Raw genomic sequence first — 17,283 nt, 5'->3', positions numbered from 1 at the left:
TGAGTTGCCTATGCGTCACGACCAATGTCCTACCGGATTCCGCCCCGCGAAGTAGGCGAAACCCCACAGCTGATCACGACATCACACAGGCCCTAAGGCGCTGCCCTCCTGGGACGTCGACGGCAAGTCACAGCAAGTCGGCACCTTCAAGGCAGAGCCAACCGAGCACATCGAACTCCTGGCCATCAAGGCCCTGAAAGGGCGCCGGGTCATCGACGTAACCGACAAGGACGCCATCCCCGGCACCGTCATCGGCCCAATGCCCGACATGGACGACGAACCCGTCGACACGTGCTGGGTGGACGTTCGCTGGCACACCGAAGACGGCGACTTTGTCGACGGTGCCAAGGTGCAAGACCTTCGCCCCACCAACAGCTGAACCTTCGCCGCACACAGACTTCCAGTCCGGGGGCACTCCCCCCACCCATCCCCGGGCCCGGTGTCGTAGCTCAGCCGGACAGAGCACGCCCCCGCGAAGGGCGAAGCCACGGGTTCTTCCCAGAGCGGCTGGCACTACCGCACCACCGTCACTCAGCCGTGCAACCCGTCGGCTGCCACATCCACCAAGCCCTCGCGGCTTCCCTCCACGGCTGGTCGTGCGCTACGGCTCCGCGGTCACGAGCGCTGCTCAGCCGTGCCAGCGGCACTCCCACCTTGTCCTTCTTAGATGGAGATACACATGTCCTTCGTGCCCTTCGACCGACTGACGAGCTATGCGCTTCATGCGAAGCGTCTCATCGCAGAGCAGGGGTACATCGTGCAGCGTGTGCCTGGAGACGGGCGTAGCACGCCGTTCTCCTACACCGTCGGGTTGCACGAGTCGCACGGGTACGAGCTGGTGATGGTCGGCATCGACAATCCGACGATGGATGGTGTGCTCCACGCCCTGGTGGAGCGGTTCACCGACTCCGCGGGGCCTGCCCCCGATCTGCTTCTGGAGGGGCTTCTCCCCCACGGCTACCTGTTGCGCATGAGGCCGGTGCAGTCGCCGGAACCCTTCTCGATTCTCCGCGCCGTGTATGGCGCGGCGGTCTGCCCGCCGTTTTGGCAGGCGGTGTGGCCTGACCCCGAGAGCCGCTTCCCGGGGGATGCCGGATACGCCATGCCGCATCAGCAGCAGCTGCTGCCGTAATGCGGGGCTTCGTCCGGTGCGTCCTGTCATCTCGTCGCTGGGGCTTGGCCCCGTCGGCCGGCCGCCTGTGGTGGCCGGCCGACGGGCGGCGCGTGGCTCCATCTCTCCTTCTGCGGGCCGCGTGCTCGCCCCGCGGGTGTTTCTCCGAAAGGTGCCCTTCGTGTCCTGCTCGCATCCCTTCCCGCGCCTGTGGAGCGCGCGGTACCTCTTCAGACTGTCGGCCCCGTGTGGCAGGGGGCGTGGTGATGCGCCAGCCTGAGCCCCCGGGGGCGATCGAGGAGCTGAGGGCTTTTCTGTCCTTCGTCGTGCCGCTGCGCGCTGCGGAGTTGGCGCACAAGATCAAGGGTTGGGATTACTCGCGCGCCGAGGCTGTGAACTGGCTGACGGACGAGGCCCGGCGTGCTGGTGTATCGGTCGGTGCTGGCGGTGATGTGCTGCAGTTCAGCGGCGGCCGTCCGCGCGTCGGGCGGGCCCAGGGTCGAGTCGTTCTCACCGCTGGGGATCTGGCCATTGGGGTCGCGGCTGCGGCCTTGCTCGCGCAGCTTGAGGGCGAGGCGGGCGTCACTGTCCTCGGTGACTTCTACGGGGTTGCTGCTCCGCTGCTCGTGGGAGGGCCGGAGCTGGGTGACCGTGAGCACTGAGCCCGGACGATCAGGCTTCGGCTACACCCGGAATCGCCCAGATCGCCTTCGGCCCGCGCGAACGAGCAGTCCCAGGAGAAACGCCTGGAACGTGTACGAGAGCAGCAGGATGAAGGCCGCTGCCATGCCTGTCTGGGCCCATGATCCTAGGAAACTAGCGACAGCAATGAGGGCGCCGCCTGCCGGGAGGGCGAGCAGGGCGGCGAACAGTCCGCCGACGTAGCTGCCGTTCACTCCGAACCCGAACAGCAGGAGGAAGGCGGCAAAGGCAAGGTACGACCTCGAAAGCCAGTTTCCGAACGTCAGGCGCGCAAACGTGCGCAGTCCAGAACGCATGGTGCTCCGTGAGTCAGTTCATTGCGGGCCCTTGGCCACCAAGCGGTCAGTGGTGGTCACCCTCGCGGTACCGCCATGCCTGCCGCGTCAGAGTACCCACGCTATATGGAACCCCGCCGCCGTCACCCCCACTCCCAGATCAGAGACCGCCCGGCCACGGGTCAGGGAGCCACCAGGCGGCCCACCACGAGGTGGCGGCGCTCGCCCGCATGTCCGCCCGCAGGTTGCCGGCGTCCACTCGTCCCGGTGTTCCGGCGCGCCTGAGGAGTTGTCGGTCTGGCCTGATAGCAATGAGGTCATGATCAGCAGTGACGACATAGGTGCCCTTGCCCAGGACATGACGAACCGCTTCGTCGGCTTGCTCTGGAGCGAGGCGGACATGCGCAAGCTCATCAGCGAACTCGGCTGGCAGTGGACCGGCGAACCCGGCGGCCCGGCGGGAGCGGTGACCGGCCTCCCCGGCGGAGACGCCGTGCTCATCCCGGTCGGGCCCGCCGAACGGGAATGGGCTCCGCTGGAGGAATACCTGGAGCTCGTGGTTCCACTCAGCCACCCCGCACCGGATCCGCGCGCACAGGCCGAGGAATTCCGGCGGGCGGCCGACGCAGTGCGCCACGTGCTCGGCGACGCGACCTACGCCGGCAGCCACGGCAGCACCGGACCCTACGGACGGCGCGAGGGATCGCCCCTGTGGGGCAGCCCGTTCATGCGCTGGCGCAAGGAGCGCGTGACCCTGGAACTGCGGGCCGGAGCCGCCGGCCCGGAGCTGGTGCTGCAGCCCAGCGAAGCGTGGGAGTTGTGGTACGCACTGGGCGGGCGGGGATTCGTCGGCGTCCTGGAGGACAGCGGAGCGCCGTTGGAGCACCCGCGGTGGGAGCTGGCTGGCGACTGGGACTATCTGGAGGCCTCGATCGGCGCGTTCCTTCGGACGCTGCCCGCGGAGACGGTGGCGACCGGGATGTCCCAGAACCTGTCCCTGTACGGGCGGGTCGGCGGCGCCGCGCCCATCATGTTCGACATCATCTGCGACGACCGCCTCTACCTCGGGTACTGCGAGTACATGGTCGAGGAGGCCGCACGCGGCGAAAACGCCGCCAAGCTCGGCTGGACCCGCAGGGAGCTGCTGCCGCCCGGGCACATCCGTCCCGGAGACGACGGCAAGCCCCCGTGGCGCATCGACGCGGGCGGACCCGGGGAAGTGCGGGCCTCGGAGATGGCCACCCTGATCGTGCGCACCGCCCAGGCCGCCGGGGTCACCAAGGCCACCGACCTGATCATCGGTGGGGAAGGCGAGTACCGGCGGCCGTACAAGCTCCACTTCGCGGAACTCTTGATGGCCACCGGCTGACTCGGCGAGCCCCCGGCCCGTCGTGAACAGGCTGGTCCAGGGCCTCGGCAGGCAATCCGGGGCGGTCCCCTTCCCCGCCGCACGTTGTTGTCGGTCCGAAATGACACACTGATGCAGAGCGGCCCTCCGTGGCCGCCGTGAACCTTCGAGGGGGAGCAAGATGGATCGCAGCGCAGCGAGAGACAGTCAGCGCGCGGGGACGGCAGTAGATGCCGTTGCACCGGGGAAGGCCCTCTTCCTGCCCGGCCCTTCGATCGTCGCTCCCGGCATAACCAAAGAGGGCGGGATGCCGGCCCAGCTCGCTGAGCGGCGGGCGCTGATGCCGCAATTCCTCGAGCCTCTGGGCCTGCGAGTCGTCGACGACATCGATGAAGGGACGGCTGACGAGCGCTGAGGGCACAAGCCCCCGGCCCGGGTTCAGCTCCTGTGCCCGCTACGAATGGCCCGGCATCGGCCGGGCCATTCGTGTTTCTCCCGTCCAGGTCTCTGGTCGAGCAAAGGCCCCGTAGCCGGGCTTCCGTTTCCGGCCGCGTCCAGACGAGCCGGTCGTCCGTCGGGCCCGGGTGGACAACACGTGCGCACCAGCCCCGGTCCGCCCGAGTCGCCTGCGTGCTCGTCGACAGCGACGGCCTCGGCGAGAACCGTCTCGTCTAGAAGTGGGGCGCTCCTTCGGCTCCGAAGGCCGCGAGGTCCTGTGCGCGCTGTGCCCGTTCCTGGAGCAGGCGGCGGAAGCCCGCCACCGCGTACCGCTCTCCAGTGGCCGAGCCCGGCCCGCGGATCCCGGCGACCTGAGCCATGAACTGCTGGGGCTGTGGCTGCCAGCCGACGGCCAGGACCCGCAGGCCCAGGCACTCCGCGCGCCGGTGCAGGTCCAGAAGGTGGAGCAGCCCGTCGGAATCCATGGACACGACGCCGTGCAGATCGACCACGAGGTCCTGCTCGTCGCCGGTGACGTGGTCGAGTGCCTGCTGGAGCGCCGCGCCCGCTGCCTCCACGAGCTCCCCGCTGGCGCTGACCAGGACCGAGCTGCCGCAGCGCTGGACGTCCATGGTGATCAATACCGTCTCCTTCTCGTTTGCCCGAGGCGGCCCTCCCCCGCGGAGCCACCATCCCGGTGCGGCGCTCAGAACCGCCCCGGATCTCCGATGAGGTGTGTCGATAGTCTGAGGGATCGCGGCTTCCCGGGGAGGGATCCGTGCGGCGGGTCCGGTCGGGGCTTGGCCGGCCACGATGTGCCCTTACCGGCGCCCTGGTACACATGGACCGGGAGTTCGGGTACGTCGACGCCGAGTTGGACGCTCTGAATTAGGCCGGCGGCCGGTCACCCCGGAGCAAGACGCGCGAACGGTCTCGGTCACGGTGCGGGCCTGCACGTGCTGTGGCTGGACGGGGAGACGGGGCTGGGCGCTGATACTGGTCACGTGCGTGGCTCGGTCTGACCGCATGGGGGTAATGGCTTTGGCATCGCATCTACGCTCAGGACTCATGAGCGATCTGACCGTCAAGTTCCTTGCCACGTTCGCGAGTGTCGGCCGAGCCCTGTTCAGCGAGCTCGATGACGCCCTGAAGTGGTGCGATCGGCGGGCCGAGGAGCAATTTCCCGGTGCTGTCGTGGAGTGGCGGGAGCCGGAGGGCTCAGCGGGAGTTGGCACGGGTCAGGCCGGCCAGCAGTGGCACCGCCAGGAGCCGAAGGCTGGTCACTCCATCCCGCCGCTGAGCCTGGGAAGCGTGGTGTCGCTTCCCGTCGACGCGGAAGTGTGAAGGGGGCTCGTCTACGGAGCTCCGGGCCGACTGCGTCAGCCGGCTGCCTGCCAACGCCGTCCGTCTCCGGCACGTGCCGGCCGGTCGTGCTCCCTGCGGGCTGCTTCCAGCAGTTTTCGCCATGACGTCACCGTGGGGCGCCGGCGCAGGAGCGCGCGTCGTTCCCGGTCCGTCATCCCTCCCCACACGCCGTGCTCGATACGCTGATCGAGAGCATGGGCAAGGCACTCCGTGCGCACCGGACAGCCGCTACAGACAGCCTTCGCCCTGTTCTGGGCTGCGCCTTCTACGAACAGCTCTTCCGGATCAGCAGTACGGCAGACCGCCCGTACGCCCCATTCGTCGTCATCACCCGCGACCACCCCGATGCCGTCCTCTCCCCGATCGGTCTGCCCCATCCCACCCTAGGACGTAGGCAGTTCGGTGACGTTACGCCAATCGGGCGGGGCATGGAGCATCGATATTCCAGCAGCAATCCCTGTGGGTGAAAGAGGCTCTTGCGGCTCCGGGGCCGCCACAGGGCAGCCCTTGATCCTCGGGGCATCGGTGTCACCCGTCGGCCCGGCCTCCCGGGATGAGAGAAAGCGGGGCCTCGCCCGTCAGTTTGCCGATGCGCTGCCGGATCGCCCTGACCATCTCGGCGCGGTCCTTTTCCGGGTAGTCGACGCGGTCGTAGCGCAGCTGGAGCGTGGCGGTGCGGTCCGGGGACTTCAGCAGCACCAGGCCGAGGCCTTCGCCGGGTGTCAGGTCCCGGGTTCGGCATCTGAGTCGACCCAGAACGCCTTGTACAGCAGGGCCGGGTGACGGTGGGGGGCCGTGACGTGGCCGGCCACGCGGTAGCCCATCGACGCCACGTCGCCCTCAAGGCGGTCCTGATCGCGTTCCTCGTTGAAGACGCCGACGATCAGGCGGCCGCCGGGGGCGACCACGGCGTGCAACAGGTGCCGGACGTAGGAGCCGCGCAGCGTAGGCGGGACGTAGTCCAGGCCCGTGCGCACGATCGCGAAGGTGCGCGGGGGCGTCCAGTCCATGGCGTTGGCGTGCCAGATTCTGCTGCTCCACTGCGGGCACCGGTCGCGGGCGAGTGCGGCCAGGGCCTGGGAGATGTCCACGCCGTGCGGCTCGATCCGGATGCCGTCCTGTGCCACCCAGGCGGTGAGGGTCTCCATGAGGTGGCCGTTGGCGCATCCGATGTCGAGGAAGTCGCCTCCGCCGGGTGGCAGTGCCCGGGCCAGGGGGCGCCGGGCGCGTTCCCAGTGGGCGGCGTCGCCGCTGTGTCCGGATTGGGCGCGGGGGTTGTCGGCGGCCAGGTATGCGGGCTCGATGAGTGCGCGGACTGCGTCGTGCCAGCCCCGCTGGTCGAGGTGACCGGCGGCGAAGGCGGCGTCGATGGCTGAGCTCTCCCGCCATCCCCGTTCCTTGGCCGCGGCCAGGTCATCGGCCGGCGATGGGTCTGCTGCCATGTCTGTGTCCTCGGTCGCGGAGGCCGGGGCCTCCTGGGTTTCGGGCGTCGCGGGAGGTGAGGGCCATCCCTCTCCGGCGTGGGCCCGTGCTCGGGCGGGTGGGTGTCCGGGGGCGGGCACCGGGTCAGCCGGCGGGCCGTCGAGGCCGATCACGGTGCCGAAGGGGTCTTGGACCTGGCAGATGGTTCGGGTGTCGTCCACGGCCGGGGGGCCGCGGTGGTGGCTGCAGCCCGCGTCCAGGAGCCGCTGTCGGGGGTGATGTTCCGATTCATCATTCCAGGACCCTCCATGCCCGACGGGGCTTTTCGTCGGATTGTCCGCCCTCTGTTGATCATCTTGATGAGGATGGTCCTGCTCCTGGGCTGGAGCGCCACGCCGTGCCGCGGGACGCCCGGCCCCACGGGGCGACAACGTAGCCAACCCGCCCTTTTGCTAGGTGCTGGTACCAGCACCTAGCTATGGTGGTGGGTATGGGAAAACAGACGAACATCCGACTGGACGACGCCATCAAGGCGGCCGCCGAGGACCGGGCCAAGCGCCGCGGTCTGAGCCTGCAGGGGTACGTGGCCGATTTGATCGAGGCCGATGTGAACCAGTCACGTGCCGCTTTCATGGCCGGCGCCGCAGCGTTCCTGGCCGCGTACACGGACGGGTTCGAGGCAGAGGTCGGTGAGGACCGCTATCCCGGTCTCCCGGAGGGGCTGGCGGAGACCGCGCCGAGGGACGCCGCGTGAATCTCCGCATCGACCTCGCCTGGATCCTGGCCGTGGCGCAGCAGATCCCGGGAGACCCCCAGGTCGTCGACTACGGCGTGCCGGTTGCAGCCGAAGCCCGTCATCGGGCGGAGGTCCTCGACCGTGAGGTCTATCCCGAGCCCCATCACAAGGCCGCGGCGCTGTTGTGCGAGCTGGCGAGAAACCCGAGCCTGGAGGTGAGGAACCTGCTGTTCGCGGCCACGGTGACCGCGGCCTACCTGTCGGCGTGCGGCCTCCCGGTCAGCCCCGGTCTGGACACCGTTCTTCCCTTGGCCCGCGCGGCTCGGGACGGGCTGCCGGTGCGGGAGGTCGCGGCTCAGATCAAGACCTGGACGAGCTGATCCACTTGCCGCGGAGACCCGCCAGCTGCGGTGCGGCGTAGGCCTGCCTGTCAAGATCACGGGGCATGCCTGGCTGACGCCGGTGTCCAGGTGCGCCTGTGGTCCTCAGCTTCGTCCTCGAGGCTGTGGATGGGAGGACCCGCCTCAGATCGCCCGGTCATGCAATCCCAACCGGTCCCTCCCGTGGTGCCGGGTCAGGCCTTCTACCTCGGCTTGCGCATCGGCGACACCGATCTCGGGCTGGTGGCCAAGGCGAACCCTGGGGCCGGGGCGGCGCCACGGATCCTGCTCAGCATCGGTGCCGACGACGTCGACGAGACGCTCGGCCGGGTAACGGCGCTGGGCGGCTCGGTCCGCGGCGGCCCCACCGACATGCCGTGGGGACAGCGCGTCGCCCATATCCAAGACCCGACAGCAATCCGGTGAACCTCACCCAACCGATCCCGGCTCACTGACGCTGCGCCCTCGTGAAGCGGCCGGCCGGGGCCTGGTGTGACGTTGGTTTGGGGTGCTCTGGCTGGCCGCGCGCGGCAGTCTGTGGTGGAGATCAACTGTCGCTGGTGGCCTGTAGGTTCGTCAGGACGAGCAGGGCGCGCAGCGGGTGGGTGGCGCGGGCGGGGTCGGTGCGGAGCTTGGTGAGAATCCGCCCGGCTCCTGGTACCTGGGTTAGGACTTCGAGGCCCAGACGTCGTGTGACGCCTACCGGCCGCCGCTGTAGCAGGAGACGTCAGCACGCCCGCAGACCAAAGCGAGGCGTAGCGACGGGTGGCGTCGGTGACGCCACCCGCACCCCGCGGTGGGGAAGGGCGCCTACGGTGAGCTGCGGGGCGGCGGATAGCGTGCGGGCATGGCGATGACGGGGAAGCGACGGGTCCTGTACCGGCAGGGCACCGGGTTCTGGCGGATGACGGCCAAGTGGGTTCTGGTCTTCGGGGCCCTGTACCTGCTGGACGGCGGGCTGCTCCGGACGTTGATGCGAATCTCGAATTTTCCTCACTGTGGCTCTTCGCCCCAGTTGGTTCACGGAGTGAAGCAACTGGGGAATGTGGGGAGCGGAAAGCAAAGGACTCACCGATGGCTGGGTCGGTGAGTCCTTGAGTGCGGGTGGGTCAGTGGGACGAGACGAAGCCAGCTGACTGGTCGAGGTGGAACGGTGAGCCGGCGTTCTGAGGTGTCCAGCCGACGGTGAGAGCGGTGCGGATGCTGTCGGCGACCTGGGCGGGCAGGATCGGGCTGCCTTGTGTTCCGAACCAGTTGCTCGGGTGCGGCTGGTTCGTGGTGATCACCAGTGTGGTGCCCGGTGAACCGTTCTGACTTCTCTGCCGCTCCGTTGTGAGCCATCAGAGAGGATGGGTCTCGTGCCCAAGAAGATTGACACAGCCCTTCGTAGCCAGGCCGTGAGACTGGTGACCGAGCATCGTGCGGAGTACTCCTCCGAGCGTGCACTGCACATCCAGGTCGCCGAATCCCTCGGCGTCTCCCGGGAGCCGGTGCGGCGCTGGGTGATGCAATACGAGATCGACGCCGGCCAGGCGGCGGGCGTGAGCACGGACGAGCGGGAGGAACTGCGCAGGCTGCGGGCGGAGAACAAGCGCCTGCGCGAGGTCAACGAGGTGCTGAAGTCCGCGACGATTTTCTTCGCGGGGGAGCTCGACCCCCGAAACCGCTGATCGTGGCCTTCGCCGATCAGATGCGGGCCACCGGGCATGCCGTCGAGTCGATCCTCACCGCCCTGCAACAGGCAGGACTGAAGATCGCGGCACGAACCTTGCGGGCCTGGTGCGCCCCAGCTGGCCCATCCAACCGGGCCCCGGCCCGAACCGTGACTGACGCCCTGGTCGAGGACGCTGTCCGCCGGCTGGCCTTCACCACCAACGCAGCCGGTGAGCGTGTGCTGGCTCCCGAGGGGCTTTATGGCCGGCGCAAAATGCTGGCTCTCATCCGCCGCACCCTCCTGCCCGAGGCCGGGTTCGGCGCCGTCGACCGCGCCATGCGCTCACTCGGTCTCAACGGCGTGGTCCGCGGACGAAGACCGAGAACCACGATCCCCAACCCCGCTGACGCCAGGGCCCCGGACCTGCTGGACCGCGACTTCACGGCCCCGGCACCAAACCGGAAATGGATCACCGACTTCACCTACGTCCGCACGTATCAGTCGTTCACCTACGTCGCGTTCATCGTCGACTGCTTCTCCCAGAAGATCGTGAGCTGGCACGCCTCGGTCAAGCGGGACGTGGAGCTGGTCGACGTGCCACTTCGGCGCCGCACCCACGAGGGCAACCCCGTCGGACGTGACCAGCTCATTCACCACTCGGATGCCGGGTCGCAAGGCGGATTCAACTGGTCGTCGCAACACCTCGATCACGGAGGTTTGCGATGGGACGAGGCCAGAAGCAGAAGGTGCCGGAGGCGCCTGCGGGCGCGCGACGGCAGTGGGCGGCGGATCGGGCGATGCGACCGCCGATGCGTTCACCGGGTCGGCCGGAGCCGTCTCGAGCGGTGCAGCGCCACTTCTGGCGGCGGATCGCGTCGGGAGTGACGACGGCAGAGGCCGCGGTGGCTGTTGGCGTTTCATGTCCTGTCGGAACCCGGTGGTTCCGTCACGCTGGCGGGATGCCGCCGATCAGCCTGGATGAGCCCACCGACCGCTATCTGTCGTTCGCTGAGCGTGAGGAGATCGCTCTGCTGCGCGCCCAGGAGTTCGGCGTGCGGGAGATCGCTCGCAGGATCGGCCGCGACGCGGGCACGATCTCACGCGAGCTGCGCCGTAACGCGGCGAGCCGGGGCGGCAAACCGGTCTACCGGGCTCTGGTGGCGCAGTGGAAAGCGCAGCAGGCTGCGAAGCGTCCGAAGACCGCGAAGCTCGCAGGCGAGGACAGGTTGCGTGAGTACGTGCAGGAGCGGCTCGCCGGCAGGGTCCGTCGTCCCTGGTGTGGCTGGAGGGCTACCAGGCCCTGATCCGGTGGCGGGCCGAGAACGCCATCACCGGCCTGTACGCCGTCCCGTACGACACCGAGACCGAGGTCGGCGTCACGAAGGCGTTCCCGCTCGGGCGGTGGGTGCACCAGCAGCGCAAGGCCCTGCGCGCCGGGGAGCTCGAGGAGCGGCGCAAGACGCTGCTGAACGCACCGGAGGCCGGGATGGTGTGGGAGCCGGGCGAGGAGGCGTGGGAGAACAAGCTCGCCGCGCTGCGGTCCTACCGGAGGGCCACCGGGCACCTCGCGCCTCGGCAGGACGCGGTATGGGGCGAGGACGACGAGATGGTGCCCATCGGGCAGTACATGGCCAACCTCCGGCGCAAGGGCGCCAAGAACGGGCTCGGGAAGAACGAGGACACCGCGACGACCCGGGCCGCGCAGCTCGCCGCGATCGACAAGGACTGGAACTGCCCCTGGCCCCTGGACTGGCAGCGGCACCACCGCGTCCTGGCCGACCTGGTCGACGCCGACGGCCAGCTGCCCGACATCGCCCCCGGCGTACTCATGGACGGCGACGACATCGGACGCTGGCTCCAGCAGCAGAGGCAGGCCGGCCACCTGGGCACGGCTGCTGCCCGAGCAGCAGAAACGGCTCACCACGCTGGGCGTGGAGCCCGCCCAGGCGCCGCCTCCGGCCCCGGCGGCCGGTCGTGGGGCGAAGGGTCCGAGCTAGGCGCAGCAGGCGTTCCAGCGGGGCCTGGCGGCCCTCACGCAGTGGGTCGAGCGGGAAGGCGCCCACCGGCCGGTGCCGCGCGGCGAGGAGGTTGCGGTCGAGGGCGAGGCGGAGCCGGTGGTGGTGAAGCTGGGCGTGTGGGTCTCGAACACCAAGAGCCGGCGCGAAAGCTCAGCGCCGACCAGCTCGCCGCCCTCGCGAGGCTGGGCGTGGACTGGGCGTGACACGCCACCTCGCCCGTCGTTGAGCTGGGAGGTCAGCGAAGTGGAGGCCCCGGGACGTCGTCTTGGGTCCTATCGGTCGTCGCAACACCCCAGTTCACGAGGAGTGCAGATGGCCTTCGAGATCCGTGAGCTGCGGACAGTCGCCCACGCAAGGCGCTTGGCTGGGATGCCCCAGCCGAGCGCCTCTCCGAGCTGCTCACAGCCTGACCAGGCGGTATCGCCCCTGGCGGCAGTTCCTCAGTTGACGAGCTTGTCCAGGCAGTCGCGGTAGGTGTCGCGCGCCGGGCGCACCGCCTTGGCCGCCTTCGTCAGCTCGGTCCGTGCGGCGTCGAGGTCGGCCTGGCGGGCCTCGACATTCGGTGCCTCGGTGGCGGAACGAGCCTTCTCGGCATCCGCACGCAGCACCTTGACGTACTCCCCTGCCCGGTTGCCCCCAAGGGTGTTCTGCGCGCCTTGATCCTTGAGCTCCTTCTCGGTCGCGTCGGCCAGCTTCACCGCGGCATCGGCACTGGCGACCGCATCGTGCTTCCAGACGGCCTGGGCGAGCACGTACTGCTCAGGGTGGATCTTGTAGGCGACACTGCGTGCCCGGTCTGAGCCATCCCGGGTCAAGGCGTTGTCCAGCGCCTCGCCGAGCTCTGCGAGGCGGTCGGCCTTCGCCCGGTCGGCCTTGGCGCGGTCGAGGGCTTGTTCGGCTGCCGTGACCTTGGCCTCGGCATCCTCGTGATGGTTCTGTGCGTCGAGATACGCGATGTTCTTCTTCGTGCACGGCGGGGCCTGCGGCGCGGCGAACGCCTGGGACGGAGCGAGAGCGGCCAGGGCGGAGGCCGCCAGAAGGGCGGCGGTGGCTGTGGTGCGGATCTTCACGGAGTAACCCTCATGATCGACTGGGCGGATTGCATCGTGACCAACGGGACCGGCACCACAAGGGAACGGCCGCGTTGCGGTCGCGGGTGTCGCGTCACCGCTTCGAGTGGCGTGTTCATCACCGGCCCCGGGGAGCCTTGCCGGGAAGCACGCACCCCTGTGGTCCCCGTCGGCTATACCGGAGCGGAGCCGACTGCCGTGCCCGCCGTAGGAGAAGGAGCCCACCGCCTCATGACCGACGCCGCGAACACCCCTCCGACCACCCGTGCCGCCCGTGTGATCACGATCGTCGCCGTCGTCATCGCCGTCGCCTACATGGGCTTATGGACCTTCGTCTCTGTCCCTCAACTCACGGACTTCATCGGCGGCCGGGACATCGACTACCCGGTGTTCCTGGCCATCGCGGCCGTGGCCGGCCCCACCCTGTTCTGGGCCTTCATCGGTCTCGGCCTCGGGCTCACCGTCCTGGGGTGGGCTGCCGGACTCGCCAGCACCGGCATCCTCGCCAGCCTCACGTACGGGTACCTCCTGGCCTCCTCCGACGGCCACGGCTTCGACTACTGGCTGTTCCTCACCATGATCGTCGCCGCCACCCTCGGGGCCTTCTGCGTGACCCCCTACGCCCTCGTCCGCGGCACCATCAGGAGCCGCGGACCCGGCGGGCCGTCCTGCTGCGCTTCGCCCCAGCCGCACAGGCCACCGCCTAAGGTCGCTCCTCACCCGCCGCTCCCCACCGGTCGGCGAAGTCCTCCAGGGCGCGGCGCTGCTGTTCCTCGCGCGCGGTCTGCCGCGCGAGGACGTCGCGGTCGATGTACGGGGCGACGGCGGCGAGGACCAGGCGCTGAAGTTCGTCCGGCTCCATATTGGTAACTGCGGCTATCAGAACCTGCGGAGTGCTGTCAGGTGAGCTGGCTCATCGGCCTCTGACGATGTCTTCGTCCACCGGCGGTTCGTCGTCGATGTAGTCGTAATAATCGTCATCCAGGAGAAGGTCCTCGTTCAGGTCGCCAAAGTGGACAAGGAGCTTGCTGCTGACTTCGAGGTCGCATGCTGCGCAGTGGAAGCCATAGGGGACGAGGTAGACACCCTCAGGGCCGGCGCCGCCGTAGGTGTAGAAGTGCACTTCGCCAGCTACCCACCCCTGGGACCCGCAGGCCGGGCACTCCTTTGGGGCTTCCCGGGGACTCGGCTAGTTTCCAATGAACCAAAGAAATCTATGCGAACCGGGATTCACCATCCGACACAGCCCGTCGAGATCTTCGAAGAATTTAACCGATGCCGAACAGGTCGATTTATACGATTCAAGCTCGCTCAGAAGCCGCTGAACCTGAAGGCCGTTGAAAACGGTATCCCCGTATGGATCGATCCCACTCAGATATGGGTAACGCACGGTGTCAACACCCAGAAGAACCGGATCGAAATCCGGGTCCACAGCGATCTTGCGGAGAACTTCGCCTCGCGCTTTCCTCACCTGAACTGAAATCAATAAACTCATTCCTCGATGCCTAGGGAATCACTCCCTGACTGGCTACCGGCGATTCAAGTCGCCAGTAGCCAGTCGTCAGGATACGTCGGATCGGCACTTGCCGATCATTGGGCGAACGGGCGCGTAAGATCCCTCGGGAGCCCTGGGTGCATAGTCACGAGATTGCCCGCATCCCATCCCTCGTTCGGTCTCCGAACAATCGTCAGGAATGTTGTCGGCAGGCTATGTTCGTCAGTCCCCATGTTCCTACCGGTATCGATGACCCAGCGAACGTTTCCTGTGGCCTGCTGCACTCGCCCGATGAAACGTTTGGACTGTGATGCCAGGTTCAGCAAGGAATCGCGGTCACTGAGCTCCGGGGCAAAGGTCGACTTGCCTTCGACGTTCTCGTCTCCTCCCGCAACATGGCGGGGCTCAACATGATCCTCGATCTGGAAATCGTCTTCGTCTCCACAGTTGTGCACGAGTACGGGCGTGGCGCCTGCGAGCACATAGTACGTGTGGAAGTCGTCGACGGTGAGGTTGTACGTCGTGACGGCGTAGGGGTAGTTACGGGTGGCCTGGACGGTGAGGGTGGTGCCGTTGGGCTTACGGAGCTGTTCGCCGGGAACGAGGTCGCCGGCGTCGGACCACTGGCGTCGGGTCTCGCTCCAGTAGGGGTGGTGAGAGGTTGAGGTGATTGCGACGGGCGGGCCGCGGGGGCTCGCGTCGTCGGTGAGGGTGAGGTCGGTGAATTCCTTGTCGTCGGGGGTCGTGATGGTGGCAGTGACCTGCTTCGGGCGGGTTTCGCCGGTCTGCGGGTCCGTTGCCATCACGGTGTCGCCGACCTTGATGTCCTGGATGGCCTTGGTGCTGCCATCAGCCATCTGGACCTTGGTGCCTGCATCGCTAGCGTCTCCCCATGGCTCGTACCTGTGTGTTCTGCGGAGGAACGCCCCTCACCAAGGAGCACGTCCTCCCTCGCTGGCTCCGCACGGCGCTCGATCCCGCCATGGAGCGGGCGCGGTACATACGTTTCGCGAGCAGCAGCATCCATGTGCACGAGGCACCGCTGATGAACGAGCAGGTTCGTGTCGTTTGTGCGCCCTGCAACAACGGGTGGATGAACGACCTGGAGGAGTCCGTTCGCCACTTCCTCCCAGCTCTGATCCGGGGGACGGCCGCGCAACTCGACCATGTGCGGCAGGTCCGTTTGGCAACCTGGTCTTTGAAGACGATGCTCATGTACCAGCACACGCACGGGCGCGAGGCACAATCCCTGATCCCGGCCATGGACTACGCGGCCTTCTTCGCGGACCGCCGTCCGAGCAGGTTCATGCTGGGACGCGTCGCCTTCATGAACTACCCATCGGACGATTCCGTGCCGTTGGCAGACACGTTGTGTCAGGGGTACGGGTCGGCAGAGGGAGCCGCGTGGATCAGCACGCTCAAGATCGGCTGTCTGGTCACGCAGATCGTCCGCGTCGCCGACTTCGATGAACAGTGGAAGATCCAGCCCTTCGAAAGCTTTCCCAGCCTGAGGCATGTATGGCCGGCGGCGGACCCGATCGACTGGCCACTGCCCCTCGCCATTCCTCACGAGCACATGTCCGACTTGGCGCTCCCGGATACGCTCGATGTCAGGCTCATGTCTCGCTGAGACGTCGAGGGGCTGCCGTTGTAACTCCTACGCCGCGGGCTTCCTGACGCCCGTACGGGTACGGACCTCCGGCGTGAAGGCGCTCGTCTTCGTCTCATCGAAGCCCGGCTCCAGTGTGGCCGTGCGCGCCGAGCGGACCTTGATCACGTAGGCGGTGTCCGGCGCCGGATCATCGATGGAGTGCGTGATCACCGCCTTGGGGTCGGCCGGCTGCGGGACCGTCGCGACGAGGGTGTCGCCCATCATCAGGCCGGACCGGGTCGGGTCCATGGCGGACGTCCCCGCGGAGGAGTTGTTGACGTAGACCTCGTACGCGGTCGCCAGGCGGACCGGGCTCCACGACAGCGAGATCGCCGGCGCGGGCTTTTCGTAGTTCGGCATCGCCAGCAGCCGGAAGTCCTTCGGCGGATCGGGGTCCGGGATGGTGTCCACCACGTGCGGGTCGTGGGGCGTCGTGTCCACGGTCAGGATCTCGGAGCGCGGGCCAGCCTGGCGGTCCACGGTGACCCGCAGCAATTTGGATCTCGTAGACGGTGCTGCTCTTGATCGGGGTCCAGGGGCCGTACGAGCCGGGCGCCGAGCCAGGGCCGTAGAAGCCGTCGAAGTAGCGTCCTGGGTAGGGCCGACCAGGATCAGCGACGGCTCCGACGGCAGCTCGGCCGCGCCCTCGGCGATGAACAGGTAATGCCCGGCCACGCCCGCGGAGTCCAGGCCCTCGCAACCTGCAACGACTGAAGACTCCATGGCCCCGAGGAGCAAGCTGAGTCCTTGGCACACCCTCATCCAGCGGGGGAACGTACTCCCGGACGCAGTCCACGCCCGCCTGGGCGGAGCCTACGAGGCGGGCGGCTTGCGGTGACGGCCGGTTGGCTTCGGCAGGGCCTGCCGCGGCAAGGCCTCTGGCGGCTCGGCCTGCGCCCCCAGTGATCCCGTGAAGTATCCGCTGCGCGGCGGCATAGTCGGCAACCACCGCCTCGGGTACCCACGTGTACCCGTCCCAGCGCGCCATGATCCGGGGCTCGGACGGATTGACGTGCGCGCCCCGCCCGGGGCTTCCGCTCATCGACAGAGCCAGCAGCCCGCCAACTCGGGCCTCCCGCCGGGCCAACAACTTCTTGGCCCACTCCTCAAGTGGTTCGTCGTTCACGGCCAGCAGCCTTCCAGACTTCGTCACACCTCGGGCGCGATGGGCCGCAGTTCGCCGAGCCGGCGAACTAAATTCGGCCTTGCGTTCGTAGCGTCGGTGGAGGCGGCGGCATCCGGCTAGCCAGGCCATGGTGCGTCCTATGGTCCATCGGTGGCGTACAAGCCGCTGGGAGGACTCGACCCGGCACCAGCCGCTCAACAATCCCCGCCACGAAGCAACCCCATCAGCGAAACAACCGGCTCATCCACCCACCTGCTGATCCCACGGATCACGTCCCCGCGCAGTCTGCTGGCCTGGTCATACTGGCGCAGACGCCACCAGGCCGGAGCCCGTCGGAGTCACTACCGGTGACGCCTCGCCGAACCCTCAACCGGATAGATCACGAAGTCAACTGGAGTATTAGGGCCTGTGTGATGTCGTGATCATTCCGCGGTCTTCAGCAGGTCGTCGATCCAGATCATTGCGGCACGGAGGTGGAGGCCGGCGAGGTAG

Annotated in this window: 22 protein-coding genes and 5 pseudogenes; 13 read left to right on the top strand and 14 right to left on the bottom strand. The window is 68.0% G+C overall.

Features of this window, described 5'->3' with window-relative positions:
• Positions 1 to 127 precede the first annotated feature (127 nt).
• Positions 128 to 355 carry a hypothetical protein gene (locus ACGFYQ_RS41505; RefSeq protein ID WP_393752458.1) on the bottom strand — a complete coding sequence of 76 codons (228 nt, stop codon included), beginning with the start codon at positions 353 to 355 and terminating at the stop codon, positions 128 to 130.
• A 324-nt stretch (positions 356 to 679) separates the two neighbouring features.
• On the opposite strand from ACGFYQ_RS41505, the gene ACGFYQ_RS41500 reads away from it, so the two are divergent.
• Together ACGFYQ_RS41500 and ACGFYQ_RS41495 are read left to right on the top strand one after the other, a co-directional pair.
• Positions 680 to 1,132, top strand: a complete 453-nt coding sequence (locus tag ACGFYQ_RS41500; protein ID WP_393752456.1) for a DUF4262 domain-containing protein — start codon at positions 680 to 682, stop codon at positions 1,130 to 1,132.
• Between the two features lie 245 nt (positions 1,133 to 1,377).
• Positions 1,378 to 1,773 carry a hypothetical protein gene (locus ACGFYQ_RS41495; protein WP_393752462.1) on the top strand — a complete coding sequence of 132 codons (396 nt, stop codon included), beginning with the start codon at positions 1,378 to 1,380 and terminating at the stop codon, positions 1,771 to 1,773.
• A 21-nt stretch (positions 1,774 to 1,794) separates the two neighbouring features.
• On the opposite strand, the gene ACGFYQ_RS41490 is transcribed toward ACGFYQ_RS41495, so the two are convergent.
• Entirely contained in the window at positions 1,795 to 2,109 is a 315-nt protein-coding gene (locus ACGFYQ_RS41490; RefSeq protein WP_393752454.1) for a hypothetical protein, read from the bottom strand.
• Between the two features lie 298 nt (positions 2,110 to 2,407).
• Between ACGFYQ_RS41490 and ACGFYQ_RS41485 the strand changes: the two genes are divergently transcribed.
• Both ACGFYQ_RS41485 and ACGFYQ_RS41480 read left to right on the top strand, forming a co-directional pair.
• Positions 2,408 to 3,457 carry a hypothetical protein gene (locus tag ACGFYQ_RS41485; protein WP_393752452.1) on the top strand — a complete coding sequence of 350 codons (1,050 nt, stop codon included), beginning with the start codon at positions 2,408 to 2,410 and terminating at the stop codon, positions 3,455 to 3,457.
• 160 nt (positions 3,458 to 3,617) lie between these two features.
• Positions 3,618 to 3,851, top strand: a complete 234-nt coding sequence (locus ACGFYQ_RS41480; RefSeq protein ID WP_393752450.1) for a hypothetical protein — start codon at positions 3,618 to 3,620, stop codon at positions 3,849 to 3,851.
• A gap of 256 nt (positions 3,852 to 4,107) precedes the next feature.
• Here the strand turns inward: ACGFYQ_RS41480 and ACGFYQ_RS41475 are convergent, their stop codons facing one another.
• Positions 4,108 to 4,506 (bottom strand): STAS domain-containing protein, encoded by a 399-nt coding sequence (locus tag ACGFYQ_RS41475; RefSeq protein ID WP_393752460.1) that lies wholly within the window; start codon positions 4,504 to 4,506, stop codon positions 4,108 to 4,110.
• 436 nt (positions 4,507 to 4,942) lie between these two features.
• Between ACGFYQ_RS41475 and ACGFYQ_RS41470 the strand changes: the two genes are divergently transcribed.
• On the top strand, positions 4,943 to 5,218 hold the full coding sequence (locus ACGFYQ_RS41470) for a hypothetical protein (RefSeq protein WP_393752448.1): 276 nt from the start codon (positions 4,943 to 4,945) through the stop codon (positions 5,216 to 5,218).
• A 35-nt stretch (positions 5,219 to 5,253) separates the two neighbouring features.
• Here ACGFYQ_RS41470 and ACGFYQ_RS41465 read toward each other — a convergent pair whose 3' ends face one another.
• The 3 genes from ACGFYQ_RS41465 to ACGFYQ_RS41455 form a co-directional block, all read right to left on the bottom strand.
• Complete coding sequence (locus ACGFYQ_RS41465; protein WP_393752446.1) at positions 5,254 to 5,616, bottom strand: WhiB family transcriptional regulator; 363 nt, start codon at positions 5,614 to 5,616, stop codon at positions 5,254 to 5,256.
• A gap of 151 nt (positions 5,617 to 5,767) precedes the next feature.
• Entirely contained in the window at positions 5,768 to 5,938 is a 171-nt protein-coding gene (locus tag ACGFYQ_RS41460; protein ID WP_393752444.1) for a hypothetical protein, read from the bottom strand.
• Positions 5,939 to 5,961: 23 nt separating this feature from the next.
• On the bottom strand, positions 5,962 to 6,681 hold the full coding sequence (locus ACGFYQ_RS41455; RefSeq protein WP_393752442.1) for a class I SAM-dependent methyltransferase: 720 nt from the start codon (positions 6,679 to 6,681) through the stop codon (positions 5,962 to 5,964).
• 470 nt (positions 6,682 to 7,151) lie between these two features.
• Between ACGFYQ_RS41455 and ACGFYQ_RS41450 the strand changes: the two genes are divergently transcribed.
• The 3 genes and pseudogenes from ACGFYQ_RS41450 to ACGFYQ_RS41440 all read left to right on the top strand — a co-directional run.
• A complete protein-coding gene (locus tag ACGFYQ_RS41450) occupies positions 7,152 to 7,415 on the top strand; it encodes a hypothetical protein (protein ID WP_393752440.1) in 264 nt (87 codons plus the stop codon).
• Positions 7,412 to 7,777: a hypothetical protein gene (locus tag ACGFYQ_RS41445; RefSeq protein ID WP_319734220.1), complete on the top strand. Its 366-nt coding sequence runs from the start codon at positions 7,412 to 7,414 to the stop codon at positions 7,775 to 7,777. The genes ACGFYQ_RS41450 and ACGFYQ_RS41445 overlap by 4 nt, the downstream gene beginning before the upstream one ends.
• Positions 7,778 to 7,969: 192 nt before the next feature.
• Positions 7,970 to 8,232: pseudogene (locus tag ACGFYQ_RS41440) on the top strand (VOC family protein); the annotation flags it as partial.
• A gap of 654 nt (positions 8,233 to 8,886) precedes the next feature.
• On the opposite strand, the gene ACGFYQ_RS41435 reads toward ACGFYQ_RS41440, so the two are convergent.
• Positions 8,887 to 9,063, bottom strand: a complete 177-nt coding sequence (locus ACGFYQ_RS41435) for a hypothetical protein (RefSeq protein WP_393752437.1) — start codon at positions 9,061 to 9,063, stop codon at positions 8,887 to 8,889.
• Positions 9,064 to 9,183: 120 nt separating this feature from the next.
• Between ACGFYQ_RS41435 and ACGFYQ_RS41430 the strand changes: the two genes are divergently transcribed.
• The 4 genes and pseudogenes from ACGFYQ_RS41430 to ACGFYQ_RS41415 form a co-directional block, all read left to right on the top strand.
• Positions 9,184 to 9,447 (top strand): transposase, encoded by a 264-nt coding sequence (locus ACGFYQ_RS41430; RefSeq protein ID WP_393752435.1) that lies wholly within the window; start codon positions 9,184 to 9,186, stop codon positions 9,445 to 9,447.
• Between the two features lie 2 nt (positions 9,448 to 9,449).
• Positions 9,450 to 10,316 (top strand): DDE-type integrase/transposase/recombinase, encoded by an 867-nt coding sequence (locus ACGFYQ_RS41425; RefSeq protein WP_393752433.1) that lies wholly within the window; start codon positions 9,450 to 9,452, stop codon positions 10,314 to 10,316.
• Positions 10,229 to 10,705: pseudogene (locus ACGFYQ_RS41420) on the top strand (transposase); the annotation flags it as partial. The gene ACGFYQ_RS41425 and the pseudogene ACGFYQ_RS41420, both read left to right, overlap by 88 nt.
• Positions 10,696 to 11,652 (top strand): annotated as a pseudogene (locus ACGFYQ_RS41415) (helicase associated domain-containing protein); the annotation flags it as partial. The pseudogenes ACGFYQ_RS41420 and ACGFYQ_RS41415, both read left to right, overlap by 10 nt.
• A 237-nt stretch (positions 11,653 to 11,889) precedes the next feature.
• Here ACGFYQ_RS41415 and ACGFYQ_RS41410 read toward each other — a convergent pair.
• The 4 genes from ACGFYQ_RS41410 to ACGFYQ_RS41395 form a co-directional block, all read right to left on the bottom strand.
• The gene (locus ACGFYQ_RS41410; protein ID WP_393752431.1) at positions 11,890 to 12,519 is read right to left on the bottom strand and encodes a hypothetical protein; all 630 of its coding nucleotides are present in this window, start codon (positions 12,517 to 12,519) and stop codon (positions 11,890 to 11,892) included.
• Positions 12,520 to 13,222: 703 nt separating this feature from the next.
• Positions 13,223 to 13,381, bottom strand: a complete 159-nt coding sequence (locus ACGFYQ_RS41405; RefSeq protein WP_393752429.1) for a hypothetical protein — start codon at positions 13,379 to 13,381, stop codon at positions 13,223 to 13,225.
• Between the two features lie 51 nt (positions 13,382 to 13,432).
• Positions 13,433 to 13,642: a hypothetical protein gene (locus tag ACGFYQ_RS41400; protein WP_393752427.1), complete on the bottom strand. Its 210-nt coding sequence runs from the start codon at positions 13,640 to 13,642 to the stop codon at positions 13,433 to 13,435.
• A 467-nt stretch (positions 13,643 to 14,109) separates the two neighbouring features.
• Positions 14,110 to 14,871, bottom strand: a complete 762-nt coding sequence (locus ACGFYQ_RS41395) for a polymorphic toxin-type HINT domain-containing protein (RefSeq protein ID WP_393752425.1) — start codon at positions 14,869 to 14,871, stop codon at positions 14,110 to 14,112.
• 35 nt (positions 14,872 to 14,906) lie between these two features.
• Here ACGFYQ_RS41395 and ACGFYQ_RS41390 point away from each other — a divergent pair, with 35 nt between their 5' ends.
• Complete coding sequence (locus ACGFYQ_RS41390; RefSeq protein ID WP_393752423.1) at positions 14,907 to 15,644, top strand: hypothetical protein; 738 nt, start codon at positions 14,907 to 14,909, stop codon at positions 15,642 to 15,644.
• Positions 15,645 to 15,671: 27 nt separating this feature from the next.
• Here ACGFYQ_RS41390 and ACGFYQ_RS41385 read toward each other — a convergent pair whose 3' ends face one another.
• The 3 genes and pseudogenes from ACGFYQ_RS41385 to ACGFYQ_RS41375 form a co-directional block, all read right to left on the bottom strand.
• Positions 15,672 to 16,145, bottom strand: coding sequence for a hypothetical protein (locus tag ACGFYQ_RS41385; RefSeq protein ID WP_393752421.1), 474 nt, complete (start codon positions 16,143 to 16,145; stop codon positions 15,672 to 15,674).
• A 427-nt stretch (positions 16,146 to 16,572) separates the two neighbouring features.
• Positions 16,573 to 16,791 (bottom strand): annotated as a pseudogene (locus ACGFYQ_RS41380) (DUF6087 family protein); the annotation flags it as partial.
• A 36-nt stretch (positions 16,792 to 16,827) separates the two neighbouring features.
• Positions 16,828 to 16,971, bottom strand: a pseudogene (locus ACGFYQ_RS41375) (IS5/IS1182 family transposase); the annotation flags it as partial.
• Positions 16,972 to 17,283 lie beyond the last annotated feature (312 nt).

It is taken from the genome of Streptomyces sp. NPDC048258 (genome assembly GCF_043201995.1).
GTDB lineage: Bacteria > Actinomycetota > Actinomycetes > Streptomycetales > Streptomycetaceae > Streptomyces.
This window is presented reverse-complemented; position numbering and strand designations above follow the sequence as displayed.